This window comes from Streptomyces sp. NPDC051109, from assembly GCF_044455885.1.
Taxonomy (GTDB): Bacteria; Actinomycetota; Actinomycetes; order Streptomycetales; family Streptomycetaceae; genus Streptomyces.
In genome coordinates, this window is record NZ_JBITFF010000002.1 from 548,344 (window position 1) to 574,375 (window position 26,032).

The 26,032-nt window shown below is 69.0% G+C and carries 16 protein-coding genes and 4 pseudogenes; 8 read left to right on the forward strand and 12 right to left on the reverse strand.

The window, feature by feature from the left end:
- The first annotated feature begins 66 nt into the window (after window positions 1-66).
- Window positions 67-1,821 carry an ABC transporter substrate-binding protein gene (locus tag ACIBAD_RS05360; RefSeq protein ID WP_398904647.1) on the forward strand — a complete coding sequence of 585 codons (1,755 nt, stop codon included), beginning with the start codon at window positions 67-69 and terminating at the stop codon, window positions 1,819-1,821.
- Window positions 1,822-1,889: 68 nt separating this feature from the next.
- On the opposite strand, the gene ACIBAD_RS05365 is transcribed toward ACIBAD_RS05360, so the two are convergent.
- Window positions 1,890-3,080 (reverse strand): peptidase M6, encoded by a 1,191-nt coding sequence (locus ACIBAD_RS05365; protein WP_134069092.1) that lies wholly within the window; start codon window positions 3,078-3,080, stop codon window positions 1,890-1,892.
- Between the two features lie 101 nt (window positions 3,081-3,181).
- Here ACIBAD_RS05365 and ACIBAD_RS05370 point away from each other — a divergent pair, with 101 nt between their 5' ends.
- Window positions 3,182-4,147 carry a LysR family transcriptional regulator gene (locus ACIBAD_RS05370; RefSeq protein WP_134069093.1) on the forward strand — a complete coding sequence of 322 codons (966 nt, stop codon included), beginning with the start codon at window positions 3,182-3,184 and terminating at the stop codon, window positions 4,145-4,147.
- A 174-nt stretch (window positions 4,148-4,321) separates the two neighbouring features.
- Here the strand turns inward: ACIBAD_RS05370 and ACIBAD_RS05375 are convergent, their stop codons facing one another.
- The 3 genes from ACIBAD_RS05375 to ACIBAD_RS05385 form a co-directional block, all read right to left on the reverse strand.
- Window positions 4,322-5,248, reverse strand: a complete 927-nt coding sequence (locus ACIBAD_RS05375; protein WP_134069094.1) for a hypothetical protein — start codon at window positions 5,246-5,248, stop codon at window positions 4,322-4,324.
- Between the two features lie 14 nt (window positions 5,249-5,262).
- Window positions 5,263-6,120: a papain-like cysteine protease family protein gene (locus ACIBAD_RS05380; RefSeq protein ID WP_134069095.1), complete on the reverse strand. Its 858-nt coding sequence runs from the start codon at window positions 6,118-6,120 to the stop codon at window positions 5,263-5,265.
- Window positions 6,121-6,350: 230 nt separating this feature from the next.
- Entirely contained in the window at window positions 6,351-6,653 is a 303-nt protein-coding gene (locus ACIBAD_RS05385; protein ID WP_134069096.1) for a hypothetical protein, read from the reverse strand.
- A 1,465-nt stretch (window positions 6,654-8,118) separates the two neighbouring features.
- Between ACIBAD_RS05385 and ACIBAD_RS05390 the strand changes: the two genes are divergently transcribed.
- The 4 genes from ACIBAD_RS05390 (at window position 8,119) to ACIBAD_RS05405 (ending at window position 16,072) form a co-directional block, all read left to right on the forward strand.
- Complete coding sequence (locus tag ACIBAD_RS05390; RefSeq protein ID WP_398904651.1) at window positions 8,119-9,558, forward strand: toll/interleukin-1 receptor domain-containing protein; 1,440 nt, start codon at window positions 8,119-8,121, stop codon at window positions 9,556-9,558.
- A gap of 29 nt (window positions 9,559-9,587) precedes the next feature.
- On the forward strand, window positions 9,588-10,562 hold the full coding sequence (locus ACIBAD_RS05395; protein WP_398904653.1) for an AAA family ATPase: 975 nt from the start codon (window positions 9,588-9,590) through the stop codon (window positions 10,560-10,562).
- A 321-nt stretch (window positions 10,563-10,883) separates the two neighbouring features.
- Window positions 10,884-11,606, forward strand: a complete 723-nt coding sequence (locus tag ACIBAD_RS05400; protein WP_398904655.1) for a hypothetical protein — start codon at window positions 10,884-10,886, stop codon at window positions 11,604-11,606.
- An 89-nt stretch (window positions 11,607-11,695) separates the two neighbouring features.
- Window positions 11,696-16,072, forward strand: a complete 4,377-nt coding sequence (locus tag ACIBAD_RS05405) for a tetratricopeptide repeat protein (protein WP_398904657.1) — start codon at window positions 11,696-11,698, stop codon at window positions 16,070-16,072.
- On the opposite strand, the gene ACIBAD_RS05410 is transcribed toward ACIBAD_RS05405, so the two are convergent.
- The 4 genes and pseudogenes from ACIBAD_RS05410 to ACIBAD_RS05425 all read right to left on the reverse strand — a co-directional run.
- Window positions 16,066-16,467 (reverse strand): hypothetical protein, encoded by a 402-nt coding sequence (locus tag ACIBAD_RS05410; RefSeq protein ID WP_398904659.1) that lies wholly within the window; start codon window positions 16,465-16,467, stop codon window positions 16,066-16,068. The two genes, ACIBAD_RS05405 and ACIBAD_RS05410, sit on opposite strands and share 7 nt — an antisense overlap.
- 83 nt (window positions 16,468-16,550) lie before the next feature.
- Window positions 16,551-17,705: a hypothetical protein gene (locus tag ACIBAD_RS05415; RefSeq protein ID WP_398904661.1), complete on the reverse strand. Its 1,155-nt coding sequence runs from the start codon at window positions 17,703-17,705 to the stop codon at window positions 16,551-16,553.
- Between the two features lie 77 nt (window positions 17,706-17,782).
- Window positions 17,783-18,675: pseudogene (locus ACIBAD_RS05420) on the reverse strand (flavodoxin-dependent (E)-4-hydroxy-3-methylbut-2-enyl-diphosphate synthase); the annotation flags it as partial.
- 158 nt (window positions 18,676-18,833) lie between these two features.
- Window positions 18,834-19,025: pseudogene (locus tag ACIBAD_RS05425) on the reverse strand (transposase); the annotation flags it as partial.
- A gap of 192 nt (window positions 19,026-19,217) precedes the next feature.
- On the opposite strand from ACIBAD_RS05425, the pseudogene ACIBAD_RS05430 reads away from it, so the two are divergent.
- Window positions 19,218-19,963 (forward strand): annotated as a pseudogene (locus tag ACIBAD_RS05430) (transposase family protein).
- 59 nt (window positions 19,964-20,022) lie between these two features.
- Here the strand turns inward: ACIBAD_RS05430 and ACIBAD_RS05435 are convergent.
- The 4 genes and pseudogenes from ACIBAD_RS05435 to ACIBAD_RS05450 all read right to left on the reverse strand — a co-directional run bounded on the left by ACIBAD_RS05435 (window position 20,023) and on the right by ACIBAD_RS05450 (window position 23,846).
- Window positions 20,023-22,128: a restriction endonuclease gene (locus ACIBAD_RS05435; protein WP_398904663.1), complete on the reverse strand. Its 2,106-nt coding sequence runs from the start codon at window positions 22,126-22,128 to the stop codon at window positions 20,023-20,025.
- A gap of 248 nt (window positions 22,129-22,376) precedes the next feature.
- A pseudogene (locus ACIBAD_RS05440) lies at window positions 22,377-22,469 on the reverse strand (IS5/IS1182 family transposase); the annotation flags it as partial.
- A gap of 140 nt (window positions 22,470-22,609) precedes the next feature.
- A complete protein-coding gene (locus ACIBAD_RS05445; protein ID WP_398904665.1) occupies window positions 22,610-23,332 on the reverse strand; it encodes a hypothetical protein in 723 nt (240 codons plus the stop codon).
- 130 nt (window positions 23,333-23,462) lie between these two features.
- Window positions 23,463-23,846 (reverse strand): RNA polymerase sigma factor, encoded by a 384-nt coding sequence (locus tag ACIBAD_RS05450; RefSeq protein WP_398904667.1) that lies wholly within the window; start codon window positions 23,844-23,846, stop codon window positions 23,463-23,465.
- 810 nt (window positions 23,847-24,656) lie between these two features.
- On the opposite strand from ACIBAD_RS05450, the gene ACIBAD_RS05455 reads away from it, so the two are divergent.
- Entirely contained in the window at window positions 24,657-26,024 is a 1,368-nt protein-coding gene (locus ACIBAD_RS05455; RefSeq protein WP_398904669.1) for an MFS transporter, read from the forward strand.
- Window positions 26,025-26,032 lie beyond the last annotated feature (8 nt).

The following is a 26,032-nucleotide window of genomic DNA, read 5'->3' on the forward strand; positions in this document are numbered from 1 at the left end:
ATAACTATGTTATCGGTCACATTCCAGCCCCCTCAGGCTGCCCGACTGTTCACGGAGTGACCACTGATGAACAAGCGCACTCTCCACGCCATCGCCACCGCCCTGGCGGCGACCGTCGCACTCGGCATGGCCGGCTGTTCCAACGGCAGCCACTCCGGCGACAGTCGGCAGGACAAGGACGCGAGGAACCCCGCACTCGCCAACGCGGGGGCCACGGTCGGCGGCACTCCGCAGAAGGGCGGCACGCTGACCGTCCTGTCCAACCAGGACTTCGCCCACCTCGACCCGGCCCGCAACTGGGTGATCGGCGAGATGGACTTCGGCACCCGGCTGCTCTACCGCACGCTGGTGACGTACAAGGCGGAACCGGGCGCGAAGGGCGGAGAGCTGGTCCCCGACCTCGCCGAGGACCTCGGCGTCCCCTCCAACGGCGCCAAGACATGGACCTTCAAGCTCAAGAGGGGCCTCACCTACGAGGACGGCAGCCCGATCACCGCCCAGGACGTCAAGTACAACGTGGAGCGCTCCTTCTCCCCCGACCTGCCCGGCGGCCCGGACTACGCCGCCCGCTACCTGGCCGGCGCCGAGGGCTACCGGGGCCCCGCCCAGGGGCAGCACCTGGACTCGGTCAAGACCCCCGACGACCACACGATCGTCTTCGAACTCCGCAAGCCCTTCGCAGAGTTCCCCAACGCCACCGTCCTGCCCACCTTCGCCCCGGTGCCCAGGGCCCAGGACAAGGGCCCCCAATACGACAGCCGCCCGTTCTCCTCGGGCCCCTACAAGATCGAGTCCTACGACCGGGACAAGCGGCTGGTGCTGGTCCGCAACCCCCACTGGGACCCGGCGACGGACACCGTGCGCAAGGCGTACCCGGACAAGCTGGTCGTGGTGATGGGGCTGAGGGCCAACCAGATCGACGACCGGCTCATCGCTTCGGAGGGCGTGGACGCCTCTGCGGTCTCCTGGGGCAAACTGCGCCCCGAGAGCACCCCCAAGGTGCTCACCAAGACCGACGTCAAGGCGCGGCTGCTGGCCGAGTCCACCAACTGCACCGAGATGGTCCAGATGCACACGGGCCGCGCCCCCTTCGACAACGTCAAGGTCCGGCAGGCCGTGCTGTACGCCCTGGACCGCGAAGCGGTACTGACCGCCTCGGGCGGCCCGGCCCTCAACGACCCCGCCACCGCGCTCATGCCCGGCTCGCTCTTCGGCGGCACGCAGCCGGACACACTGGGGATCCCGGCCACGGGTGACGTGGAGAAGGCGAAGCAACTCCTGAAGGAGGCGGGCAAGCCGAACGGCTTCACGACCGCCATCACCGTCTCCAACGGGGACAAGGGGGTTGCCGAGGCGGTCCAGCAGTCCCTGGGCCGGGCGGGGATCAAGGTCACGATCGACGCCGTCGATCCGTCGGCCTTCTACGACACCATCGGTGACACCAAGAACCGCACCGACCTCGTCTACACCGGTTGGTGCCCCGACTACCCCTCCGGCTCCACCTTCCTGCCCTTCCTCTTCGACGGCCGCTACATCAAGGAGAAGGGGAACTCCGGCAATCACTCGCTCTTCCGCGACGAGGCGACGATGAAGCGGATGGACGAGATCGCGGGCATGACCGACGCCGCGCAGGCCAACGCGGCGTGGCGGCAGCTGGACGGGGAGATCCTCGCCAAGGCCCCGACGGCGCCCGCCGTCATCGAGCGCATGCCGCTGCTGCTCGGCACCAACATCGCCGGCGCCTTCGGCCACACGTCCTTCGGCGGCCAGCTCGACTACGGCACGATCGGGCTCAAGGACCCGGCGAAGAGCGGCAGCTGACCCCACCCCGCGCGGCGCCCCGGGCTCCTTGTCACGGAGCCGGGGGCACTGCCGCGTCCGTACCGCTCCTACGACTTCGTGATGCGTACGGTCTCGCCGTACCCGTCGGCGGCGAGCACGTCGATCCGTACCCCGGCCGCCCCGTCGGTGAAGGACTCGCCCGCCCAGAACGGGGCGTCGTCCAGCGGGCGGCAGCCGCCGGCGGGTGCGGCGGTCGGCTTGGCGTCCATCACCCTGACCGGCCCCTGGCCGGTCCGCACGGAGGTGTCGACCCGGTAGACCAGCGCACCGGTCGAGCAGGAGCCCGCGTCCGCCTGGACACCGCGCCTGGACTCGACGACGTACGCGGTCGTGGGTCCGGTTCGGATCACCGCCATCTTGGTACCGCTGCCGTACTCGACAGCCGTGAGGTACACGGTGTCGCTCCCCCTCGCGGCCCGGCACACGACCTGACTGTCCCCGGTCCAACCGAGCTTCCAGGAGTGCCAGGCGAAGAACTGCGACCCCCGGCCGCCGATCAGGCCCATCACGTCCCAGCCGCCGGCGAAGCGGTGGGCGTCGCTGCCCGCCTCGAAGGCGTACAGGTCGGGCAGTCCGAAGGTGTGCGCGGTCTCGTGGGCGGCCAGCTTGGCACCCCAGTACCACATGTCCTGGCCGAAGGTCACCGCCCAGTTGATGCGGCGGCCGTCGGCCACCACACCCGCCGTGCCCGGCTCGTACACGTACGTGGGTGTGAAGGAGATCGCCGCCGCGTTGCGCGTCGGCACGACGTACACCAGGTCGTACCCGGAGAAGTCCACATACGGATCGGCGGCCGCCACCGCGTCCTTGATGTACGCCTCGTGGGTCTCATGGGTCAGGCCGCGCGCGAAGCGGTAGTCGGTGGAGGCGCGGGGCATGCGGACCCACCGCTGGTGCTGGTCGATCGCGAGCCAGGTCCTGCCGTACGAGGCGTACCACAGCCAGTCAGCCCCTGGCGTGATCTGCGCCGAGTCCTCGCTCGGGGCCTCGGTGGCCCGCGCGTCAGGGAAGTCCACGAAGACCATGGCGACCCTGACCGTCCCGACGGGACGCCGGAACACGGAGTAGTCCGTCTCATGCCCCTCGTCCGTCCAGCCGGTGGTGCCGCGCAGGGCGCAGGCAGACGGGCCGTCCGCGGCGCCGGCGGGGGGCGCTCCCAGCAGGAAGAGCAGCAGTGCGGCGGCCAGGGCGGGCAACAGCACCCCGCGCAATGTCGTCAGCCGATGGATGAGTCTCACGAGCGAGCAACCTCCACATTAATGGTGTGTGACATTTCACATAAGCCTGACGGGATCCCACTCCTGTCCGAAAGCTGTCGCCGCTCCATAACATGCGCGGCATGGAACTGGAGGTACGGCACCTGCGGGTGGTGCGCGCGATCGCCGAGGCCGGCAGCCTTACCCGGGCCGCCGCCGCGCTGTCCATGACCCAGCCGGGCCTCAGCACGCAGTTGCGCCGCATCGAGTCGATGCTCGGCGGTGTCCTGTTCGACCGGCGGCGGGCCGGAGCCACGCCCACGGCCTTCGGTGAGCTGGTGCTGGCCCGGGCCCATGCCGTCCTGCCGGGTATCGACGCGCTCCTCGCCGACACGGCCCGCGCGGCCCGCCACTTGGCTTCCCCGAACCGCGTCCGCGTCGGATCGGTCGGCGCACCCCTGCTCGGCCACCTCATCCTGGCCGTACGGGGGTTGCGGCCCGAGGCCGAGGTGACATCACGGTGCCACTACTCCCCCGTCGCGCTCCTGGACGACCTCGCCGCCGGCCGCCTGGAGGCGGCGGTCCTCGGCGACCACCCCGAACAGGTCCTGCCGCCGCGCGACGGGGTGGTCCTCACCCCGCTGGTCACCGAACCGGTATTCGCCCTACTGCCCGCAACCCACCCGCGGGTAGGCCAGGAGGCCGTGTCCCTGGCCGAACTCGCCGATCACGACTGGGCGATGCCCCGGCCCGATGGCGACCGTACCCGCGAGTACTGGTCCTCCGTTTGCGCACTGACCGGCCGCCGCCCCTCCGCCCCCCACGAGGCCGAGGGGCGCCAGCTGATCGAACTGGTCCGTGCGGGCCTGGCCGTCAGCCTGTGCCAGGCCACCTTCTCGCAAACCCCCGGCGTCACCGTCCGCCCCCTCGCGGGAAACCCCCTCTGGTACCGCCATGTCCTGGCGTGGCACCGCGACGGCCCGCTGGCCGCTCACGGCGACGACATCCTGCGGACGGTGGCGGCCGGTTACCTGGAGACCTGCGCCGCCAGCCCGGTCTACGCTCACTGGCGCCGCCGCCACCCGGACCTGGCCCAGCCCTCCGCATGAACAGCAGCTCAGGCACCCCTTCGCCACCTGCCGGGCAGCTGTCGCCGCGGTCATCACCCGCGCGACAACGAGGGAGGGGGAGACTGGGCTTCGGTCCTGCGGCGCAGTGCGCGCTGACCTGCGTCCGCTGCTGGGGCGCTGCGCTCGGAGGGGACCCGGCCTCCTGGGGTCGGGTCAGCGGAGGGCCGCCGCCTGCCGACGGCGCACGTACACCACCGCACCGCCGATCGCCGCCAGCGCTGCGGCCGCGGTGGCGGAGATCGGCTGCCACGACGCCCCGGCCGCCGGTGTCCCGGACGCGGCAGCGACCTGTTCCGGCTGTTCCTCCACGAGGCCGGCGTACCCGCCGGCCAGGCCCTTGCGGTCGTACTCCGAGCCGGGCATCTTGTCGCCGTAGCGGCTGGTGACCAGCTTCTGGTAGGCGGCGAGGGTGACGCCGCGCTTTCCGCCGAGGCCGGTGGTCGCTTCCTCGTTGAGCGGCTCGACCATACCGTCGGCGGTGAGCCGGTACCAGGCGTGGATCTGCGGCTCGGTGAAGGTACGGGCCTGTGCGGTGCCGCGCTCGGCGAAGCCGACATCGGCGTCCCCGTCCCGGATGCCGGCCAGCTGCCAGCCCTCGGCACCGACGTTCTGCGGGCCGCTTCCCGTCGTGGCGGCAGCCCCCTTGGGTGCGAGCAGTACGGCGGCGTTCTTGCCGTCGGAGGCGGTCACCCGGGAGGCCAGGTAGGAGAGCCGGATGGCGGTCTGCGGGGTCGCCTGGGTCTTGCCGGTCACGAACTCGGGGCTGATCTCGAACATCGGCACCGGGTCCTTGAGAGCGAACCCGGGCGGCGCGGCGACCGCGGCGGGTGCGTTACCGGGGGTGCCGACGGTGCCGCCGTCCGCGCCGGTGCCGTGCTGCCGGGCCGAGACCAGGAAGCGGGAGACCGTGTCGCGGAGTTGGTCGCTGCGGACGGCCTGCTGGGCGGACGGGTAGCCCGCGATGCCGTCGCCGTCCGCAGCCTGTGCGGGAACGATTCCGCTCAGGGCCGCGGCGAGCGCGGCCGTGGCGAGGACGGCGGCCCGGACTGCCGTGTGTTTGGTGTGTCGGGTGGTCTGCATGGTCGATCTTCTCCTCAGCCCTGGATCCCGATGCGGGAGTGGGTCCACTGGAACGAGTTGTTGTTCACGTAAGTGGCGTGGTTCCACCAGGTGTAGGTCTGGGTGGTCTGCCACGGGTCCCCGACCGCGACCATGTTGGTGGCGCTGTCGTAGCCGTAGATGACGTTCATGTGACCCCCGCCGGTGCGCCAGCCGATCCGGACGGCGAACGGCCGGCCTGCGGCTATCTCGGCGACCGACTCGCTGAACGAGGCGTTGCGATACAGGCTGCGGCCGCTGTTGCCCAGCCCCAGCCTGGCCAGGCCGTTGGCCATGTCTTCCAGCGTCGCGGGCTGGTTGTTGCAGTCCACCCAGGAGCCCTGGGCGGCGAGTCGGCAGAACTGCTCCTGGCTGACGGAGCGGCCCCAGTGCTTGGCGATGGTCACGCCGGAGGCGTCCCAGCACCACTGGGTCCTGACCTGCTTCTGCATGTCGATGTTGAGCGTCTTCGCGGTCGTGGGGGTGGGTTTCGGGTTCGGCGTCGAACCGCAGACCGGCAGGGCCGTGGTGTTCTCCTTGATGAAGGCGTCAGCGATGTAGTACGAGCCGGTGTAGATCCACCGCGGGTTGTTCTCCACGGTGTCGCCGGTGGTCCGGCAGGACATCTGGATCCTGGCGCCTACCTTCGAGGAACCGTTCACCTGGGCCGAGAGGGACGGCTTGGCCCGGTGGTTGACGGTCGTGTAGTTGCCCTGCCCGCCGATGACGGTGCCGCTCACCACATCGGCTTGGGCGAGCGCACCGAAGCCGAACAGCAGACCGCCGGAGAGGGCGGCGGTGACCGTGGCTGTCAGCGCCTTCTTGCGGCGGGACGCGCGACGTTTGTGCATCATGCTCCTTGATCTGAAAATGCGGGAACTTGCCTGCCCGGCAGCCGGATCGTCCGGTCTGCGCTACAGATGCCGAGGGGCGCCGGGCTCGGCGGTGGCACCGGCAGGTGATGGCCAGCCAGCCCACTGGCCGCCACCACGGTGGTGCGGTGGAGGCGTGGTGCCGTGAGGGACCGGCCGACGGCCGCAGGGGAAGGTGACCGTGCGCCGGCGGTTGATCAGACGGTCGAAGGTCAGCCGACCTTCTGGTCCGTCCAGGCCTGCGTTGCGCGCCCGTCGGCGCGCTGGAGGCCGAGCGGCCGTGCGTCGTAGTGCGGGCGGTTGCTCACGTGGTCGGCGCGCAGTCCGCGGCCGTCACGCAGCGGATGTGTCGGATGCCGCCCGTCTCCTGGCGCGTCCTGAGGACGCCCGCTGACTTCGGCGGCGGACGGTGTGGGGACGTCCGCTGCTGCGTACGCCTGAGCGGCGGTCCCTGCCTGGGCCTTGTCGCCGAGCGCTGACACCGCGGCCCAAGCCATGGCGGTGGTGGAGAGCATCAACCGGCGGGGTGTGCGTCGGCGTTCACCTCTCTCTCGACGGTAGGCCGTCATGCGCACCTCAAATTCTGGGACGGAGGAGTGGGTGCACGGAAGCCTGCCAGACGGGCACCGTGGAGAATTCGGACAAACAGGAATGGGGTTCGAGATACCTGACTGTGACCTTGGTGACCAAATCTGATGATCTATCAAATTGCTTTGGACTAAGGCGAGTTGCATCTATAGACACGTAGAGGTCCAGGCCATTTCGGCGATGTCGTTATGCAATCGAGATAACCAGACGAGGTTGCTGACGGAAATTCAGTTAGTGATTCACCTAATTACTACCCGACGAATTTCCCCTGTTACGAGCGGTAAGGAATCCGTCGCTCCGCCCGAGGGTGACAACTCGGCGATGCGAAGGGCTTTGATGCGCGACGGTTCCAGCTGTCGGCGGTTCGCACGGCCTGGGGCCGAACTGACCCCCTATGCCCGGATGTTCGTCGCGTATCCTCTCGCTCTCACGCCCCCGGCACAGGTGATCGGCGTGAGCCGGGCCGCGTGTCACGGCCCCGGAGTCCTGGCTCGGGGACTGGTAGGCGCACATGTTCAGGCGCGCCCCGCGGCAGCTGGGACAGCCCGTCCACCGGGACGGCGGACGGGCCGTGAGGGCATCAGCCGGACAGGAGCACGTTGTTGATCGAAGGCCGAGCGCCCGATGGCTGACCAGCACGGCAGCCGGCACCATGGCGTCAGAATGCATCAAAACTGGCATTCTTGGCGGGGGGTGGGATCCCAGGCTGGCGAATGCCTATCAGGCAGTTCGACAGGCTGGGTGGGTGGGGCGCGCACACCCTTCGGGCGGAAAGTGTGGTGACGGGCACCATGGGCCGTTCACCTGGGCGTTCCTAGGGTGTGGCGACATCGGAACGTCCCCGCACTCGTCCGGAAGTGGTAACCATGGCCGCCTCTGCCACACCGTCAGCGCATCCCGGCAGCATCAGGAGAATCGTCGCCGCCAGCCTCATCGGGACCACCATCGAGTGGTACGACAACTCATCCGACCAGAGCTACGACCTGCGGTTTCCCTGGTCCTGAACCCTGAAATCCAGCACCGACCCAGCACGGGCCCCGACCCGCACAATCTGACTGCGCGGATCCCCCAACGGACGGAGAGACGGGCGGCACGCTCCGAGCTGAACGGGGTTCACTCACGGTGACTTCTATCCCCTTGCACCCAGTGACATCAGCCGCTGCCCGGACGGCATCGAGGTGGATTGATCGGGCGCCATCCTTGGCCTCTCGCCCTGCACTGCCGACGGTCTAAGAGCTGTCCGGTCGACCATGTGGCTCTTGCGCGGGTGGTGTGGGTGTCGGTGTCGCCCCCGGGCATGGACGTCGGCGTGCTCGCAGGAGCGGTCGTCGGTCAGCGTGGGCGGCTGGGCGGGTCGCCGCTGGGGCGGATGGTGCCAAAACATCCCCGTCCGTGGGACCCCTGCACCACAATCGGTGGTATGACTCTCAGAGGACGAGGCGGGTCGACACCGCAGGCTGCTCCGGCCGGGACGATATGAACCGACGGATCTTCATCAGCCACGGGGCGGGCCGAGACGCGTGTGTGCGGGTCGTTCTGGACAATATCGTGCCGCGCCTGCGCGCCAACGACTACGAGGTCTTCGTGGACGTAGAGGAACTACGTGTCGGCGACGAATGGAACCCCGTACTTTACGACGAGATGTACCGGTGCGACGCGGCCATCGTCCTACTCGGACCGGAAACTGTGGCGGACCCTCGGTGGGTGCGGCGCGAAGCCGATGTCCTGATCGGCCGCTTCAAGGTCGGTGGACTTGCCGCCGTCTTCCCCGGGATCGTCGGAAACGTGACCACGGCAGAGGCCCGCAAGCAGGGCTTCGACGCCTTGTTGTCGCTCCAGGCCTGCAAGCAGGCCCCCGGGGTCGACACACCCCCCGAACAGTCGGACCCGCTGCAGGTCGCTGACCGCATCGTGGCGGAATTCTCGCCCCTGGGCGCGAGATCCGGGGATCCGGGAGCCTGCCACTGGGCCGGCCGCGTCGCCCGGTATCTGGAGTCCGCCCGCCGTCGCAGCGACGGCAGCTTCCTCGACGCCGCGCGTCGGCTGGGCCTCTCCAAGGCGGAGCTGATGCACGTCAAGGCTCGCATCGGCGCCGAACTCTTCCTCTCGTACCGCATGCTGAGCGGCACCCTGTGTGAGGAATTGCCTTCGGCAGTAGATCTGTTGAAGCCCGCGCTGGGGCTCGACCAGCTGCGACAGCTGTCCGCCGAGGTCATGCCGAGCTGGGTCGATCACGAGGCGGCCCGGAGTTTCCTGCCCGCCCAGGCCGTCGCAGGGGCGGGAGATCCCGTCGCATGCTCGCCCTTACTCGTCTTCAATGCCTTCGACGAATGGACCGCGGATCAGTACGTCCGCCGCGCCCTGTGCAACGCACCCGACGCCTACAGCCTCGGCACGCTGGAACGCGGCCTGCCCGAGGACGACTCCTCGGCGGCGGAGGCACTCGAAGCGGCCTGCCGGGCCGCGCTGCGCCAGATCTTCAGGGTCCCGCCACGGATGCCCTTGGACTCCCGGACTGTTCGGGAAAGAGCCGGGTTCCTCAACTACCTGGTGCTGAACGGCGCCGACCACGACCTGGACGATGTCGCCGTCGTGGCCGCCTCCCTTCGTCGGGACTTCCACTGGCTGGTGGTCGTCGTCCTGACTGGCGGCATCGAACCCGGGTTCGGGTCCGGATGCGACGGGCCGGGCAGACTGCACGAAATTCTCGACACGGCCGTCGTCGTCCCCCCGATCACCATGGAGGCCGAGTCGGCCGCCTACCAGCTCATGAAGCGTATGAACGCCGTGGTCCAGGACTCCGGCACGCCCGTGATGTCCGAGGTGAGTTGATGTTCCCCCAGACCGCTACTCCCGCCGACATGCCGGACCGCCGCGACGGTCTGATCTACGTCATGCCCACCGATCTCCGACTGGCGGTCGACGTGGCACTGGCGACCGGCCGCCCGTTGCTCCTGCGCGGGGAGCCGGGTTCCGGAAAGTCCTCCCTCGCACCCTGGGTCGCCTTGGAACGCGGCTGGCGCTACTACGAGCACGTAGTGACTTCCCAGACCCGTGCCCGGGACCTGCTGTGGACCTTCGACGCCGTGCGGCGGCTGGCGGACGCCCAGGTACATCACCGCCCCCGGGGCGGTCGGGAGCTCCGGCACAGCGAGAACACCTACGTGCAGCCGGGTCCGTTGTGGTGGGCCTTCGCCCCACGGTCGGCCGCGCAGTTCGTACGCCGATCCGAGCGGCCGGGCACAGGCCGGGGCCATCGTCCTCCGGCAGGCGCGCGCCAGGCGCTCGCGGCGAACGCGGGGCGCTCTCCCGATCATGCCGTCGTACTGATCGACGAGATCGACAAAGCCGACCCGGATGTGCCGAACGGCCTGCTAGTGCCGCTGGCCTCCAACGGGTTCGTAGTAGCCGAGACCGGGACTGAGGTGTCAGTGGAAGCCTCCGAAAAGGTCTCCGAGGTACCGTTCTCCCGGCATCTGATCGTCATCACCACCAACGAGGAGAGAGAGCTGCCCCAGGCGTTCCTTCGACGCTGTGTCATCGCCCGGGTGCACCCCCCTGAGGATGTGCAGGAGCTGGTCAGGATCGCCCACGAGCATCTGACAGCGCGGCTACCGAAGGTGACCGCGGCCGATCTGGATCTCGCGGCGGCGCTGGCGCAGGAACTGCAAGGGGTCCGGCGGAATGCCTCGCGGGACGGAGTACGGCGTCCCAGCACGGCCGAGTATCTGGACGCCCTGTGGGCCTGCCACTCCCTCGAGATCACCGTGCACGACGAGCGCTGGCAGGCCCTGCGGGAGCTCACCCTGGTCAAGCCACAGCAGTGGAAGGACTGACCCGGCGTGGGGGCTACGACAGCCGGAGGACGCGGGCCAACTGCGGGCAGCCACGCCGGGATCTGGCTCGGCGACCTGGCCCGAGCGCTGGCGGGGCTGGGTGTGGATCCGGGCGACCACGACCGGGTGCGAGCCATCGCCGCACTGCTCGGGTTGCAGGGCTCTGTACCGGGACCGGATCCGGCAGCGGACCGACACGGGACGCCCATCTCGGACCCGGCACAGGGCAGCGGACCCGCCCCCGGAACCCCTTCGCGGACGACCCAGCAGGCGGACACCGCACCCGAAGGTCGGGCCCTACATAACTCCGGGGCTCCGCTGATGAGCGGTCAGCCCGCCCAGCTGACCATGCTCACTCCCCTGCTCGCGACGGGGAGGCATCATCCCGGGTGGAGCTTTCCGGCGCTCGCGGAACGGGCCGAGCACCCGGAGGAAGCCAGCCTGCCGCACCATCCCCTGCTGCCGCCCCACTCGGAGACGGCGACCTTGCAGACGGTACTGTCGCGAGTGGTGCCCGAGGGGGAGGTGGACACCCGGCGGCTGCTCGAAGAGATCGCCACCGGCCACCCCCTCCAGGACTTTCCCCGCCTGCCCGTGCGCACCCTGCGCTTCGGGACCCAGGTACTCGTCGATCTCGGCCCCGGCATGGAGCTCTTCGCCCGGGACCAGGCGGAACTGGTCGACCGCATCACGGCGATCGTGGGGAGGCACGCCACCGAGGTCCTCTACTTCGCCGAGTCACCCCTGCACCGGGCCGGGCCGGGAGCCGGCTGGACCTGGCGGCCGTACCGGCCCCCGGCCGCCGGAACCCGGGTCCTGGTCCTGAGCAACTTCGGCTGCCACCGGCCCGGGACCGGACTTCCCTCCGCGCTGTGGCACGAGTGGCAGGAGCTCACTGTGCTCCTTCGACGCAGCGGCTGCCTCCCCGCCGCGATGGTCCCGCTGCCCCCGAGTCGCTACCCGAACCGGCTCACCCCGCTCATGCCCGTGCTCAGCTGGGACCGGTGCACCACCACCGTCCACGCCGAAGCGAGTATGCCGTGACTTCTAGCGGTCCTTGGCTGCCAGGCCCGCCCGCCCGTGCACCGGAACCCGGTGACCTCCCGTCGCAGGCCCTGCGGCTGGCTGTGGCGGTGAGCACCGCGGTCCGGATCGAACCGGAACTCCTGCGCGTCGTGCGGGTCCGCGTGGAGCCGACCCTGGACGTCTCAGCGGAGGCCGACGTCTGGTACGGACCGTGGTCGCTCCACCACGGCGGCGCCTACATGGCGCTGCAGCCCACCCTGCTGCCACCGCTGCGCGAACTGCTCAGCACCAGGCTGTCCGTGAGCGGGCCGGAGGACCCGCTGCGCCGGATCGGAGATCTGATCGCGCAGACGCATCGGGGACTATCCCCGGTGCTCGCTCTCGAAGAACGCGTCACCTGGGCGGCTGTGCTCGCCGATGCCGGACTCGCCGACCTCGCCGTACACACCGTGGACGAACTGATGGAACCCGTCCTGCGCGCCGCGGTGGAGAATCATGCCCGGCACGCGGGACTGCGCCGCTGGTTCACCGGTGCGGGAGAGCGGCTGCCCGAACGGGTGCGCAGCAGCCGCAACGCCCTCCGGCTGGCCCAGGTCCTCGACATAGGCGGCATGCCGGGTGTCGGAGTCGGCAGGGGCGCCGCAGGACTTGCACCGGAGCCCCCTGGCCACCGCCCGCCGACGGTGCCGGAGACGACGGTCCTGGCAGTCCGTCACGACGGCGGCCACATCACGGTGGGAGATCCCGCCTGGCCCGCCACCGCCATCGAGGTGCCGAGCTCCCCGAATCTGATGATCGACGTATCGGACGACCCCACCCAGTGGGAGGCCGCCGAGCGGATCACCTTGCGCCGGGGCGCGACGAGATCCGTACCCGTCCAGCACGTGCCCGTGTATCTGCGGACCGAGGCAGGTGTCGTCTATGCACTCGGGGCACCTCACGATCACGCTGGAGCGGAATATGGCCTTCCGTTAGCCGACGCCGTGACGGGCCACCTGATCCGAGAGCAGGTGTGGAGGCTCTCGGATTCCGATGCCGCGGAGTACGGCGTCCGGCCGGCGCCAACCGACGATGCCTCGTCCAGTCCTCCCCCCTACCTTCCCCGGCAGGCGGACCGGGAACTGGCCGCGGCCGTCACCACCGACATCTACCCGGAGTCATCCCGGATCGTCCTGCTCGTCGGGGCACCCAAGAGCGGCCGTACCCGCACTCTGTGGGAGGGCATGATCCGCAACCTTCCCTCGCGGTGGGTGCTTCGGCCCCCCCGGGGACTCTCGGTCGCAGACCTGGCGGCCGTGCTGCGCGAGGAACCCCTGGCCTCGCCCGCCGTGCTGTGGCTTGACGACCTCGACACCCTTCTGGCGGGGGAATCGGGCGAGGAACTGGCCGATTCGCTAGGACAGTTCCTCGATGACCCGGCCATGCCGGAGGTACTCGTCCTGGCCACGGCGGGAACGGACCCCTTCAACCTGGGCTCTCATGCCCGGAGCCTGCTCGCCCGCGCGACGACCGTGCAACTGCCAGCTGCATTCACCCCGTACGAACTGGAGACCCTAGTTGGGCTACCGGCCCCAGCCGATCCGCGGATCACCGAGACCCTGGAGCACCACCGGCAAGGCCGGATCGCCCAGTACCTGGCGGGCTTGGACCGCTCGCCGGCCGAAGGGGTCGGGCCGCTCTGGTTGAGGTCACGCAAGCGGGTCCCGCTAACCGCCCCGCTGCCGAATCCCGGGCCGGTCACGGGGCGGAGCACCGAGGCGAGGGCGGTGCTGGCGGCCCTCACCCCGGTCGTTGGCGAGCGGACGTCACCCGTGGTCGCGGTCACCGGCCTGCCCGGCGTGGGCAAAACGACGCTGGTCCTATCGGTGGCGCAGCACGCGAGGGACCACGGACCCTACCGGGGCGGCGTCGTATTCCTCGCCCTGAACGGGAACACCCCCGGCCAGGAGCAGTCCTCGCCGGACCGGGTGCTGAACCGGCTGCTCCGCGCCCTAGGCACCCCGCTCGCCGAGATCCCCGCCGCTGCCGCGGAACAAGCCGAGCTCTACCGGATCATCCTGGCCGACCTGGTTGCGGCCGATCTACCTGTCCTAGTCGTCCTGGACGACGCGGCCTCCTGGGGTCAGGTCCAGCCACTCCTTCCCGGGGTGCCGGGCATCGGGGTCCTCCTCACCACCCGGTCGCGCAGCGCCGCGGGCACGGCCGAATGCTTCGATCTGGCCCTTCTAGCCCCTGAGGCATCCGTGGCGATGCTGGATGCGACGCTCCAGCAGCGCGGACCGGACCACCGGCTGCAGGACCAGCCCGCCGAGGCGCTCCAACTCGTCGAACTCTGCGGCCGTCTCCCGCTGGCGCTGACTCTACTGGCTGCTCGGCTGGCCAAGGCGCCGGCCCTGTCGCTCACCGAGGCGGTGGCGGAGCTGGCCCACTCCCAGGACCGGCTCGCGCGCCTCGACGCCGAGGAAGGCGGTGAACGGCCGCTGCGCAGCGCGCTGGAACTGTCCTGCGAACGTCTGACACGGCCCGAGGCGCGGGCGCTCCAGTGCCTGGCGACAGCCCCGGGAGTCGACATCTCCACACCGTCGGCGGTCCGCCTCTTCGACGTTACCCCACGTCAGGCCGCTGGCCTGCTGGCGGCGCTGGCCGACGCGCACCTCTTGGAGGCTGCTGACGGGGAACGCTGGCGCATGCACGACCTGATCAGGCTGTTCGCCCAAGAACGCGTGGCCGTCGCGTCATCGGGGGAGCTGAAGGACGCGACCTCTCGGCTTGCGACCTTCTACCTAGTACGCACGCGAGCGGCCACGGCCGCGCTGCGCAAGGAGGACCGGCGCTCCGCCGACCGTTGGCTGGCGCAGGAGCGCTCTAATCTGCTGGCGATGATCGATAGCGGTCCGGTGGACACCGCCGTGAACCTGGCTCTCGCACTGGTGGACTTCCTCACCGAGGAACGGCTCTTCGCAGATCTACTACACGTCAACGACCGGGTACTCGAGGTCGCGGCGACGCGGTCCGACGACCGCCTGCTCGCGACGGCCCTCACTAACCGCGGAGCGGCACTGACCCATCTCCGACGGTTCGACGAAGCCGTTTCGGCTTTCGAGCGGGCCCATGACATCCACCGTGCAAAGGGAGACGCCTACGCGGACGCCCTCGTGCTCAACAACCTCGGAGCCGCCCTGCTGGAGACCGGACGGACACAGGAGGCGACCGAAGCGCTGGCGACCGCCGTCGAGCAGTACGCCGCATTGGGCTACGGCATGGAGCGTGCCGAGGTGCTGGATAACCTCGGCACGGCGCTGCTGCGGGCAGGTCGAGCCATCGAGGCCCTGGACTCCTTCGAGCAGGCGCTCGCCCTGGTGTCGGGGGCCGGCCGTCCTCGGGACGAGGCCCGACAGCTCACCAACCTCGCCGGAGCCCTACGGGTGGTCGGCAGGCTGGATGATGCCGTCAACGTACTGGAGCGTGCTGCGGACCTCTACTCACAGTCCGGAGCACACCACGGCCGGGCCCAGGCGCGAAACAACCTCGGCAATGTGCTGCGGCAGCTGCACCGTTCGACGGAGGCGGTCGCATGCCTGACCGAGGCCGTCACTCTCTTCTCCGAGCTGAGCGACGGGTACGGCGAGGGACAGGCGCTCAACAATCTGGGGGCGGCCCTCTTGGAGGTGCACCAGGTGGCGGAAGCCGTCGACGCGCTGCTCCAAGCCGCCCGGATCCACGCTGAACGCGGCGACCGGAGCGGCGAGGCGCAGGCACTGAACAATCTCGGCCTCGCGTTGTTCGAGGCGGGCCGGTTCGAGGAAGCCCTCGAACACCTCCTGCGGTCCCGGACCATCTACCACGACCTGCACGACCACCCCAGTGAGGCACAGGCACTCAACAATGCGGGTAACGCCCTACGTAGGCTCGGCCGCCACGCCGAGGCTGTCTCCCGGTTGTCGGAAGCGATCGTCCTGTTGGAGGCCTTGGGTGACACCGCAGACTTGCTGGTGGCCCGGGACAACCTGGGCATGGCCCAGTGGGAGCGCGGGCAGCCGGACCTCGCGGCGGAGACTTTCCGCGCGAATCTGCTGGAGTACGAGGCGATCGGTGACCACCGGGGCCAGGCACAAGGGTTCAACAATTTGGGCAGCGCGCTCGTGCAGCAGAACCGGTACCAGGAGGCCGTAAATGCGCTCAGGGCCGCTGCCGAACTGCTGGAGGCGCTCGGGGACCGCGGTGCCTGGGCGCACACCGCCGGCAATCTCGGCCTGGCGCTGGAGTTCACGGGCAGGCGCCAAGAAGCTCTTGAATGGCTGACCATGAGCGCGGATGCCTTTGGCGAGTTGGGCGACATCGCTGGACGCAGCCACGCCCTGTACAACCTCGGGAGCGCGCAGCGCCGGGTTGGCCGTGACGCCGCGTCGAAGCAGACCCTCCGTGAGGCGGCCCGGCTGTCCCGGCTCCTCGGCAGGAGCGAGCCGCCGCTGGAGACCTACTGACTCCCGCCCATAGGTCCATCGGGGAGCGGGGCGTTGAAGACGTTCATCCCGTGGATGTCCCCGCCCTGGATCACTGCGCCGTGGAACGTCGAGCCCGAGATCGTGTTGGTCACCCTGCCGACCCGGCCGCCCTCGTCCTCGGCGATATCACCCCACCTCTCCAGTGCGGCGCCGAACGCGGCTTCCTGGGCGGCCCTCTGGACGAGGGCCGTGATCAGAGCCCGGGCCAATTGCGGATCGGCCGGTGACTCCTCGAAAGCGGCCAGCTCGGGCTCGGCGGACTCGCCCGGGGCCGGACGCCGAACCAACCCTCGCAACGCCGCCCAGAGCGATCCGTGCGCCGCGTCGGTGGCAATCCGGATCAGCATCTCCGGCCGGATGAGGATCGGGTCCATCTCCCGACGGCCTCCCTCCCGCATCGAATCCGTGGTGCTCTCCTGGGTACACCGTACCGGCAGCACGGCCCGAACCCGCCGGGTCACGGCGCCTGTGGCATGACCGGAGCAGATGGCGCACCGGCGGCACCCGGAGCCGTGAGCTCCGGCATCTGTGGTGGCGCGGGGGCCGCCCCCCCACGCAGCCGCTCGTAGACGAGATCAAAGGTGAAACCCGCACTGAAGCCAAGCGGGATCGCGAAGAAGAGCAGCCTGCGGACATCCAACTGGTCGAAGAGGGCTGGAACCGCCAGGAGTTGAGAGGCGAAGTAGAGCAGTACGGTCACCAGGCCCGCCCCGAGGCCCCTAATTCCGGCCTTGACCCAGGCGGCCTGGGTCTCGAAAGAATTACGGATCATCGCCCCCGCGACCGATGCGAACAGCGGCGCTGTCGTCAGAGAGGTCAGGGCACGGGCGTCAGCCCGGCCCGGCCCACCGGCAAGGACAAGGGCAGCGAGAGCCGCGACCGCGCACAGGACGGCGGCCGCCAGTCCGGCGCCCGTCCGGCGGGCCGACGACCGGTCAGCCCGTGCCCGAATGTCGGCGGCCTCCACTTGCCGGGTCCGCTGCCGCATCAGGCTGGCAGTCAGCCGAGCCGCGTTGTCGCGGGACCAATCCCGGCCCAGGAGCGCGACGTCCTCGTCGTCCGCGTGGTTGCGCACCTTGTCGAGGTTGATCCATACCTCCCTGGCGCCCCCTCCGAAGGCGGCTACCGGCAGCACCGGAATGCCCTGCGCCATGGCGATGATGCCAGCCACCCGGGTTGACTGCCCGCCGCCCACCATCAGCACCCCGTCACAATTCAGCAGGGTTCGGTAATAGGCGACTTCCCACTCGCCGCTCGTGTCCCGGTAGATGTCAAGGTTGACAGAACTGCTTTCTGGCAGCGCGAAGGAGACCTCCCGGTGGCGCGGTGGGTACGCGGCCACCCTGCCGGGGTTCTGCGAGTCAGTCCCTTCGGCATAGCCGTGCACCACATCGGCCTCGATGTAGGTGGACTTGCTGGAGAAGACCGCGAGGTCGCATCCGGCCCGGGCCAATTCCCGCCCGAGTTCCCGGCAGGCGGCGCGTGCCTGGTCGACCGCTCGCAGCGGAGGGTTGAAGACGCGCGCTTCGTCGACACTGCCGACGACTGCTATCAGTGGACGTACACGCTGCGACAAGACCATGGACGACCTTATCCCGGCGATCAAGATCACCTCAGTCTGATCGGTGTTCGGTGTCGGGCGCGGCAGGCGAGCAAGCCGCTACCCCGTGCTCAGCTGGAACGAGATGGACCGGAGCGTGCTTCGCGGGCTTCGCCGGGACCGTTGCCAACGCAGCCCATGACGGCGTGCGGATGGGGTGCGGGAAGCCGTCGAAGGCGGCCTGGACTTTTTCGGTGAGGGTGAGCACGTCGACCTGGGCTCGGCTCCATGAGGGGCAGGAGACGGTTTCGAGGCCGGGTTCACGCAGTCCGAGGGAGGTGAACATTTGCTGGGCCGCCTTGACCTATTCGACGTGATCGGCGGTGAGGGAGACCTGGATCGCGTCCCCCGATGCCCTTGCTGAGGAGCGGGGTGAAGGCGACATCGGATTTGATGCTGCCTTGGAGTGCGGGTCCGGCCTCGGTGACGCCGAGTGAAGGGTAGCCGCATTGGGAGGCACGTAGGCGGTAAGGGACGTCGGCGGGTCGTGGTGCTTGACGCTGATCTTGATGTCGGTGAAGCCGTGTTCCTCGAACCGTGGGCTTTCCCTCAGTGCTGATTCGACGATGACTTCGGAAGCTGTTTTTCCGTATTTGACGAGGAGGCGTTGGTCGAGGGAGCCCGCCTTGACGCCGATCTCTCGGGTTTTGTCGTCGAAGCGTTTGATGTAGTCGGGGATGGCGCGGACGGCGGCGCAGCCGGCATCGATCGCCCGGAAGCCGTACTTGGGCTGGAAGTGGATGTCGGCGATCACCGGCATCTGGGACTTGCGGGCGATGACGGACAGGGCCTCGGTATCGTCCTGGGAGGGGACGGCGATACCCACGATCTGGCAGCCGGCTGCGGTCAGCGCGGCGATCTGCTGGAGGGTGGCGTCGACGCTGCCCCCCTGCAGCTCCGGTGCGCCGCCACACACGGCAAATCTGCATTGGCGATGTCCCACTTGGCGGCGGCGCACCGGACTCCGTGAGGTCGCCTGCATCGCCGATCAGCTGCTGGACGGCCTGGTTGATGAGGCGTGCGGGCGCCGCTACGGTCGGCCTGTTCACCGGAACCGGCAGGAAGGCGAGCGGCCAGCCCCCGCGTCCAGGCCCTGCGGCACATCGTGGTGCAGAGCTCCGTGGCGTCGTAGGCCGTCTTGTGGGCGATGCCGCGACGGGCGATCTTCGGCGTGATGCCGCGACGTCGCAGGTCGCGGCGATACTTCTCGTAGTCGTAGCCGCGGTCGGCGAACAGCCTGCGGGGCCGTCGACGGGGTCTGCCGCGCAGGCCCCGGATCGGTGAGATCGTGTCCAGCAGCGGCAGGAGCTGGGTGATGTCGTGCCGGTTCCCGCGCCTCGGCCTTCTCCAACTCGCCTGCAGCATGATCCGCCTGCGAAAGCTCCGAACCTCATTCTGAAACGATCAGTGACCTTCTTCGAGTTGGCCACCGATCGGGTGATGGGCCCTGAAGCGCAACGAGCGAGGTCCCCGAGCTGTTGCTCGAGATGCCTGACGTCTCAATCACGTTGCTCGGGTGCCTCCTTGGTCATCCATCCTGCCGCACTCGCCCTGCCGCATGTGCTCGTGGAGTGGGTCACCCTGCTGATTGTCACCCGTGAGGGCGACCAACGCTGCAAGCTCCGTCCATCTCAGCGCGCGATGGTGGCACTGGTGTACCTGCGCGAACACACCAGTCTGGCGAAGATCGCCGGGTTCGGGATCAGCGAGTCCACCGCCCACGCCTACACCCGCGCGGTCGTCGACCTGCTCGCCGAACGTGCACCGGGCCTGCTGAAGACGCTGCGTGAGCACGATCCCGACTTCGTCCTGCTCGACGGCACCCTCGCCGAGTGCGACCGCGTCGGCGACGGCCGGGCCGACTACTCCCACAAACACCGGCGCCACGGCGTGAACGTGCAGGTCGTCACCGACCCTGGCGGCCGGCTGCTGTGGCTCTCGCCCGCCTTGCCAGGCCGCACCCACGACCTGACCGCCGCCCGTACCCACCAGATCATCAGGATCTGCGAGTGCCAGGGCGTTCCCATCCTGGCCAATCTCGCCTACCAAGGCGCCGGCCCGTGGCTGACCACCGGCATCAAACGCAAGCCCCTGCAAGAACTCACCCCCACCGAAAAGACCCTCAACCAGGCACTGGCCGCCGCGCGAGCCCTCGTCGAACGCGGCGTCGCAAGGCTGAAGTCCTGGCGAATCTTCCGCAAGTCCCGATGCAACCCAACCGCATGACGTCAATCGCCAAGGCCATCCTCACCCTGGAGCGGCAGCGCTGAAGAAGCTCAGTAAGTAGAAGACCGGACCCAGGTGTAACCGAGCTCCGGCAGATGCACACCTAGAGGCCCCTCTCGATCGAAGCCGCGATGGCGCGAAGGCGCTTCGCCGCCGATCGCGCGTCACCGATCCGATAGGTCGCATAGCGCGGATCCTGCACGTCCTCAATGCTGCGCACGATGTCCAGATCGAGGCGGTCGAACAGCCTGAACGTTTCCAGCAGTTCGTCGATGTTCGGCGCCAACGGTGACCCGCGCTCGATCAGCGAGACATCGCGTGCCGAAACGGCCTCCTCCGTCTCCGACTCGGTCTTGAGTCGGGAGATGACGAGGGACAGGATGTCGAGCTCGCGCTGCCGCGTGTCGATGAGCCCCGCGAGCCTGGACAGCCCGTCCGGCGCCTCGAACAGCATCCCGACGTCCGCCGGCCGTAAGCCGAGGGCCTCAGCGGAGCTGACGACCTGGCCCAACTCGTCGGCGGTGATGAGCGCCCACTGCTTCCGCTTGGCCATGTTCTTGATCGTGTCGCCACTGAAGGCGGGGCCGATGATAGCGACGTACTCCGCGGAGCGCTTCTCCTTGTGCATGTCGATTGCCACGTCGCTCACGTTGCTGTGCGTGACCCGACCGGATGACGTCGACTTTCCGTCCACGATCGCGGTCCGCAACGACCCGTTGCCGTCGTACCACTGCACGAGGATGTCAGTGTCACCGGAACCGCTGATGGGCTGGGCGTGGAAGCCCATGTGCCTGAACGCGCTCTCGATGTGCACCTCGAACGCCGCACCGGATGCCGCGCCATCGGCGCCCGGGTCGACGGAGCTGCGCGTCAGCGATTCCACGAAGAGCGAGAGCTTGTCCGGTTCGCACGGCGCGCCCGACGTTGTTTGCGCCAGGCCCGGCGACAGCTCCAGCTCCGCGGCGGCCTCCGGCAGGTGCGGTTCGACGAGGGGGAGTGTCTCGATGAGACGCAGCCCGGTTGCCGTGGCCTGGACCGACGACCAAGACGTCTCGATGAGCAGGCCCGATTCGACCATGAAGGCCGTGAGCCACCGCACCTTGTCCTTGTTCAAGCCGTACGTGATGCCTTCCCGGTACACGTCGTTCCTCGGAACATTGGCCTTCGCCGCACGGATCAGCTCGCCGACGAACTTCATGTTCGCGTGAAGGATCCTGATGAAGTCGATGTCCGATCCCGACCGCAGCCACGCTTTGGCAGCCGGCGTTGCCGTGAACACCCCGCGGCGGACCTCCAGAAGTAGCCCGGCGGCCCGCATAAACGGCAGCATGCTGTCGACGCTGCTGCGCTTCAGGCCGAACCGGTCCGCGATGAAGCCCAGCAGTGCGTCCTTCTCCATCTGGTCCTCTGCGGCCGCGATGCACGTCCGCAGGTTCTCGATCTTGTTGGGGTCCTCCTTCGGGCTCGGAACCCAGATGTTGTAGGTGTTCCTGGCCTCCTGGGCGCCGTCGGTCGCGGCTAGGTGCGCGAGGAGTGCGGCGATCTCCTCCGGAGTTTCGGGAATCTCGACTGCTTCGCCCGAGTCGTGCATGGCCAGAGCCGAAGGCGTCACGACGTCCCAGGTGGCGAAGAGCGACCGTCCTTCAGCGGTCGCGCCCTGCTTCCGCTCTCCCAGCCATTCGGCCAGCCCCAGGACTTCGAGCCAGGTCATTCGGAGACGCGTGTTGTTGACGCTCGTCCAGTCGAGGTTGTACGACTCGACCAACTCGGCACTGGCCTCTTCGACCGTCAGCGGCTCGCGCACGAGGAGCCCGAGCACCTCGGCGAACAGCCGGATCCGCTCGGCCATTAACGAGGCGAGACGTGAACGCGACTCGTCCGCGAGCAGTTCGGAGCCCTCGGGAGTCAGTTGAAGAACTCCTTTTCGAATCTGGATCAACCCCATCGGACGCAGCGCGTACGAGTAGCGCCGCCAGGACCTCGACGACTCCACACTCGACAGCTGCGGCTGCGCATCGAGGTCCGTGGCCTCACCATCGCCGATCCGGCGAACGAGCTCGAGGGTGAGCGGGAACATCTCGTCTTTCCCGCACTGGAGGTTCGGTACGGATGACGCCTGCTGCATCCACCTGCTGCGCTGTGCCCCGAGAGCGGGCGCGCCCGGGGCGGTGGCCGGTTGGCTGGTCGCGCTGAAGAGGTTCAGAGTCATTCTGGAGTGGCCGTTCCGTTCATATCACTGTCGGGTGATTCGGCAGAGGCGCCTGCCATGCGCGCACGTTACTGCCCACCACCGACAGGCAAGACCCAACTCCCAATCCGCAAAAGTGAACTGATCGATCAACAGTTGATCGGGATCGAATGCGTCACAGCCTGGCGCCACTGCCTGCCGGGCAACCGCCCACATGAGGGAGAAAAGAAGGGGGGCGAACTCCCCGGCCCGAGCCCCGTGGACCGGGGCTTGCCGCGAAGCCATCGCCGCAGTCGGGGATAGTCGCAGACCTTGTCGGCGTGGAGGCGTTGGGGCTTGAAGCGGCGTCCTCGATGGGGGTCGGTCGCGCCTCGTTGGGCGATGGGCCGGATCAACCAGCATCATCGGCTCGATCCAAGCCCCACCTTGCGCCAGTGATTACCATTTGGACAAACACATCCGGTCAACCGAACAACCGATCAACACACCAAAGAGACAAATCCTAGCTAGGGGGGTCCTGCCGATCACGCCGGGCGAGCCGAAGGGCGGTGGGCAACCCGGGGCCCGGAACGGGGACGCGGCCCAGGACTTCGTGCTCGTGCTCGGAGACCTCACCGAGCAGTCCGCCGGCGAGCGGTAGGGCTTCGGGGACGGCTGCCCTGTCCCCCCACGCGTCACCGGGGCGAAAGCCGGCCAAGGCGGGGTGCCCGGCCCACCACGCGGCATCGTGGTACTCGCCCTCCCTGGCGTGGTCGAGAACGAGGCAGTAGGCGGCGCGCCCGTCGTCGGCACCCGCCGTCAGCTGCCACCAGAACCGCCCTCCGTCCGCATGGCCGAGCAGATGGAGCAGACAGGCGAACACGAAGGGGCTCTCCTCGTCTACAGGCCCTGCCTCGATCAGTCGGCCGAGATGGTCACCGGCATCCTCGCCGACGGACAGGGTGCAGATCGCATCGAGATCGAGGCGTGCCCGCTCCTCGTCGACCGGGCGGCCTGCCCAGGGGTCCGGCCACTGCCCCTCCTGCGGTGCACCCCCGCCAGCGGGGGCCGGGGCCGTGGTACCGTACCGGATCCCGGCGGGGTGGCGGGCGACCGCCCGGCGGGCACTGTGCCGCCGCAGCAGGCGGCCCTTGGCCGCCGAGACGTCGTACTGGGCGTACCGGTCCGTGACCTCCGCCCGGAGGAGGAAGTCGTCCACCGACCGCACCTGCCGGCCGTCCCGCATGATCATGTCCTTCCGTTTCCGTCAGGTGGGAGCGCCACCCCGCGCGCCCGGCTGCCGCCGGGTCCGCGCACGGCTCCCTTCACCCATAGCGTCCGGCGGGCCCGAAGTGTGCAGCCGGGAAACGAGTTCTTTACCGACCGTCATTCGCCGGGACCCCGAGCAGCGCGGCCAGGCGCCGGCGCGCCATGCGCAGGAGGGAGCGGACCGAGGCCTCCTCGATGCCCATGATCCCGGCCGCCTCCCGATGGCTCAGATCCAGCACGTAGTGCAGGACGACCGCGTCCCGTTGTCGCTCGCTGAGCCGCCGCACCGCGGAGTAGAGCTGGATCGTGTCCGTGAGCGCCTCGTACGGGTCACGGTCGGGGATCGCCAGGGCCGCCTCGAAGGCCGCGATGTCCGTGGGCTGGGGTGCGCGCTTGCGCCGACGCTGCTGGTCGACAATCTGGTGCTTGAGGATCGTCCAGGCGTACGCCTCGAGCCGGATCATTTTGAGCACTCTCGGCCAGTCGTCCATGATCGAGGCGAACGTCTTGTCGACCGCGTCCTCGGCCTCGCAGTCGGGTCACGCGCCGCCACGCGATCGAGCGGGCCGCGGTCCGCTCGCACTTCCAGCTCGTCGCCTGGACCGAGCTGCCCATCTACTACGTCTTCGACAACCCCGACGTACTGACTCCGTACGACGCTCTCACCGCGGGGCAGGCCGTCCCGCACTCGCTCTCAGGATCGGGAGCGCCGTACCTGCTGGTGCCCACGACAGAGTGCCGCACCTTCGGCCTGCGGAACCGCCCCGTCGCGCGCGACGCTGCTTGAGGTCTGAGCCGCACCGAGACCTGCCGGTCGGTACAACACGCTGCACTGAGTGAGGTCACGCCCCCGCCCCCCTACGGCCCAGGTATCTCGACACCCAGCCCGCCTGACGAACCGTCATCAAAGTCAGCATTGGGTCACCATTGGTCCTGGCAGAGCTGACCCCAGCTGGTCATACATGGGAAGCGCCTGGACCCCGGCGGGGCCTCCCGTGAGCGCCCGGGTCCTGCCCGTCGGCGATCAGTGGCAAATGTCCGGGTTCAACGCTGCGTAGTCAGCACCGATCCAGCACGGGAGTCAGCACCGTGGGGTCAATGCCTGCCAAATGGGGACATTCTTGATGGGCTGGGTTTTGGGGTCGTGGTGGTCTCAGGGGAGCGTCTTGGTGGTGGGGTGGGGCATGCGCACATGTGGCGGGGTTGAAGTGTGGTGACGGGCTACATGTGCCGTTGACCTGGGCGTTCCTATGGTGTGGCGACACGCACACGTCCCCTCCCCCCTTCCGGAAGTGGTACTCATGGCCGCCTCTGTCCCGTCCTCAGCCAGTCCTGGGAACATCAAGAGAATCGTCGCCGCCAGCCTCATCGGGACCACCATCGAGTGGTACGACTTCTTCCTCTACGGCACCGCCGCCGCGCTGGTGTTCAACAAGCTGTTCTTTCCGACCAGTGATCCGCTGACCGGGACTCTCATCGCGTTCATCACCTACGCCATCGGGTTCCTGGCCCGGCCGCTCGGCGGGGTGGTGTTCGGCCACTTCGGGGACAAGGTCGGGCGCAAGAAGCTGCTGGTGCTCAGCCTGCTCATGATGGGCGGGGCGACCTTCGCCATGGGACTGCTGCCCACGTACGCGACCATCGGCGTCGGGGCTCCCGTGCTGCTCACCGTCCTGCGGCTGGTGCAAGGCTTCGCCCTCGGCGGGGAGTGGGGCGGGGCGGTGCTGATCGTCTCCGAGCACGGCGGGGCCGAGCACCGGGGGTTCTGGGCCTCCTGGCCGCAGTCCGGGGCGCCTGGCGGGAATCTGCTGGCCACCGGGGTGCTCGCCCTGCTGGCCGGCGTGCAGTCCGACGCGGCGTTCCTCGCCTGGGGCTGGCGCGTGCCCTTCCTGCTCTCCGGTGTCCTGGTGATCGTCGGACTGTGGATCCGCCTGTCCGTCTCCGAGTCCCCGGTGTTCCTCGCCGCGCAGGCCGCCCGGCAGGGGCGCAAGGACGAGGCACCCGTGGTCCAGGTGTTCCGCCGCAGCCTGCGCCAGGTGCTGACCGCCATCGGCACGCGGTTCGGTGAGAACATCTCCTACTACGTCCTGACCTCCTTTCTGCTCGTCTACGTCACCGTGCACTTGGGGCTGCCCAAGAGCACCGCGCTGAACGCCGTCCTCATCGGCTCGGCCGTCCACTTCGTCACCATCCCGGCCTGGGGCGCGCTCTCGGACCGGATCGGACGGCGCCCGGTGACGCTGATCGGGTCGGCCGGCATGGCCGTGTGGGCGTTCGCGTTCTTCGCACTGGTGGACTCGGAGTCCTTCACCGTCATCACCGTCGCCGTCACCGCAGGACTGCTCCTGCACGGCGCGATGTACGGGCCCCAAGCGGCCTTCATCTCCGAGATGTTCGACACCGACGTCCGCTACTCCGGCGCCTCGATGGGCTCGCAGCTCGCCTCGATCGCCGCCGGGGCGCTCGCTCCGCTCATCGCCGTGGAACTCCTCAAGGACTACGGCTCCTCCGTACCCGTCTCCCTCTATCTCTGCGCGGCCGCCGTGGTGACCACCCTGACGGTCGCCCTCGCCCGCGAGACCCGCGGGCGTGATCTGGCCCGCGCCGGCACCGGGCCCGCCTCCGGCGAGCGGGCGGCTCCCCTGCCGGCCGCCGCCGACCCCGCCTGATCCGGGCC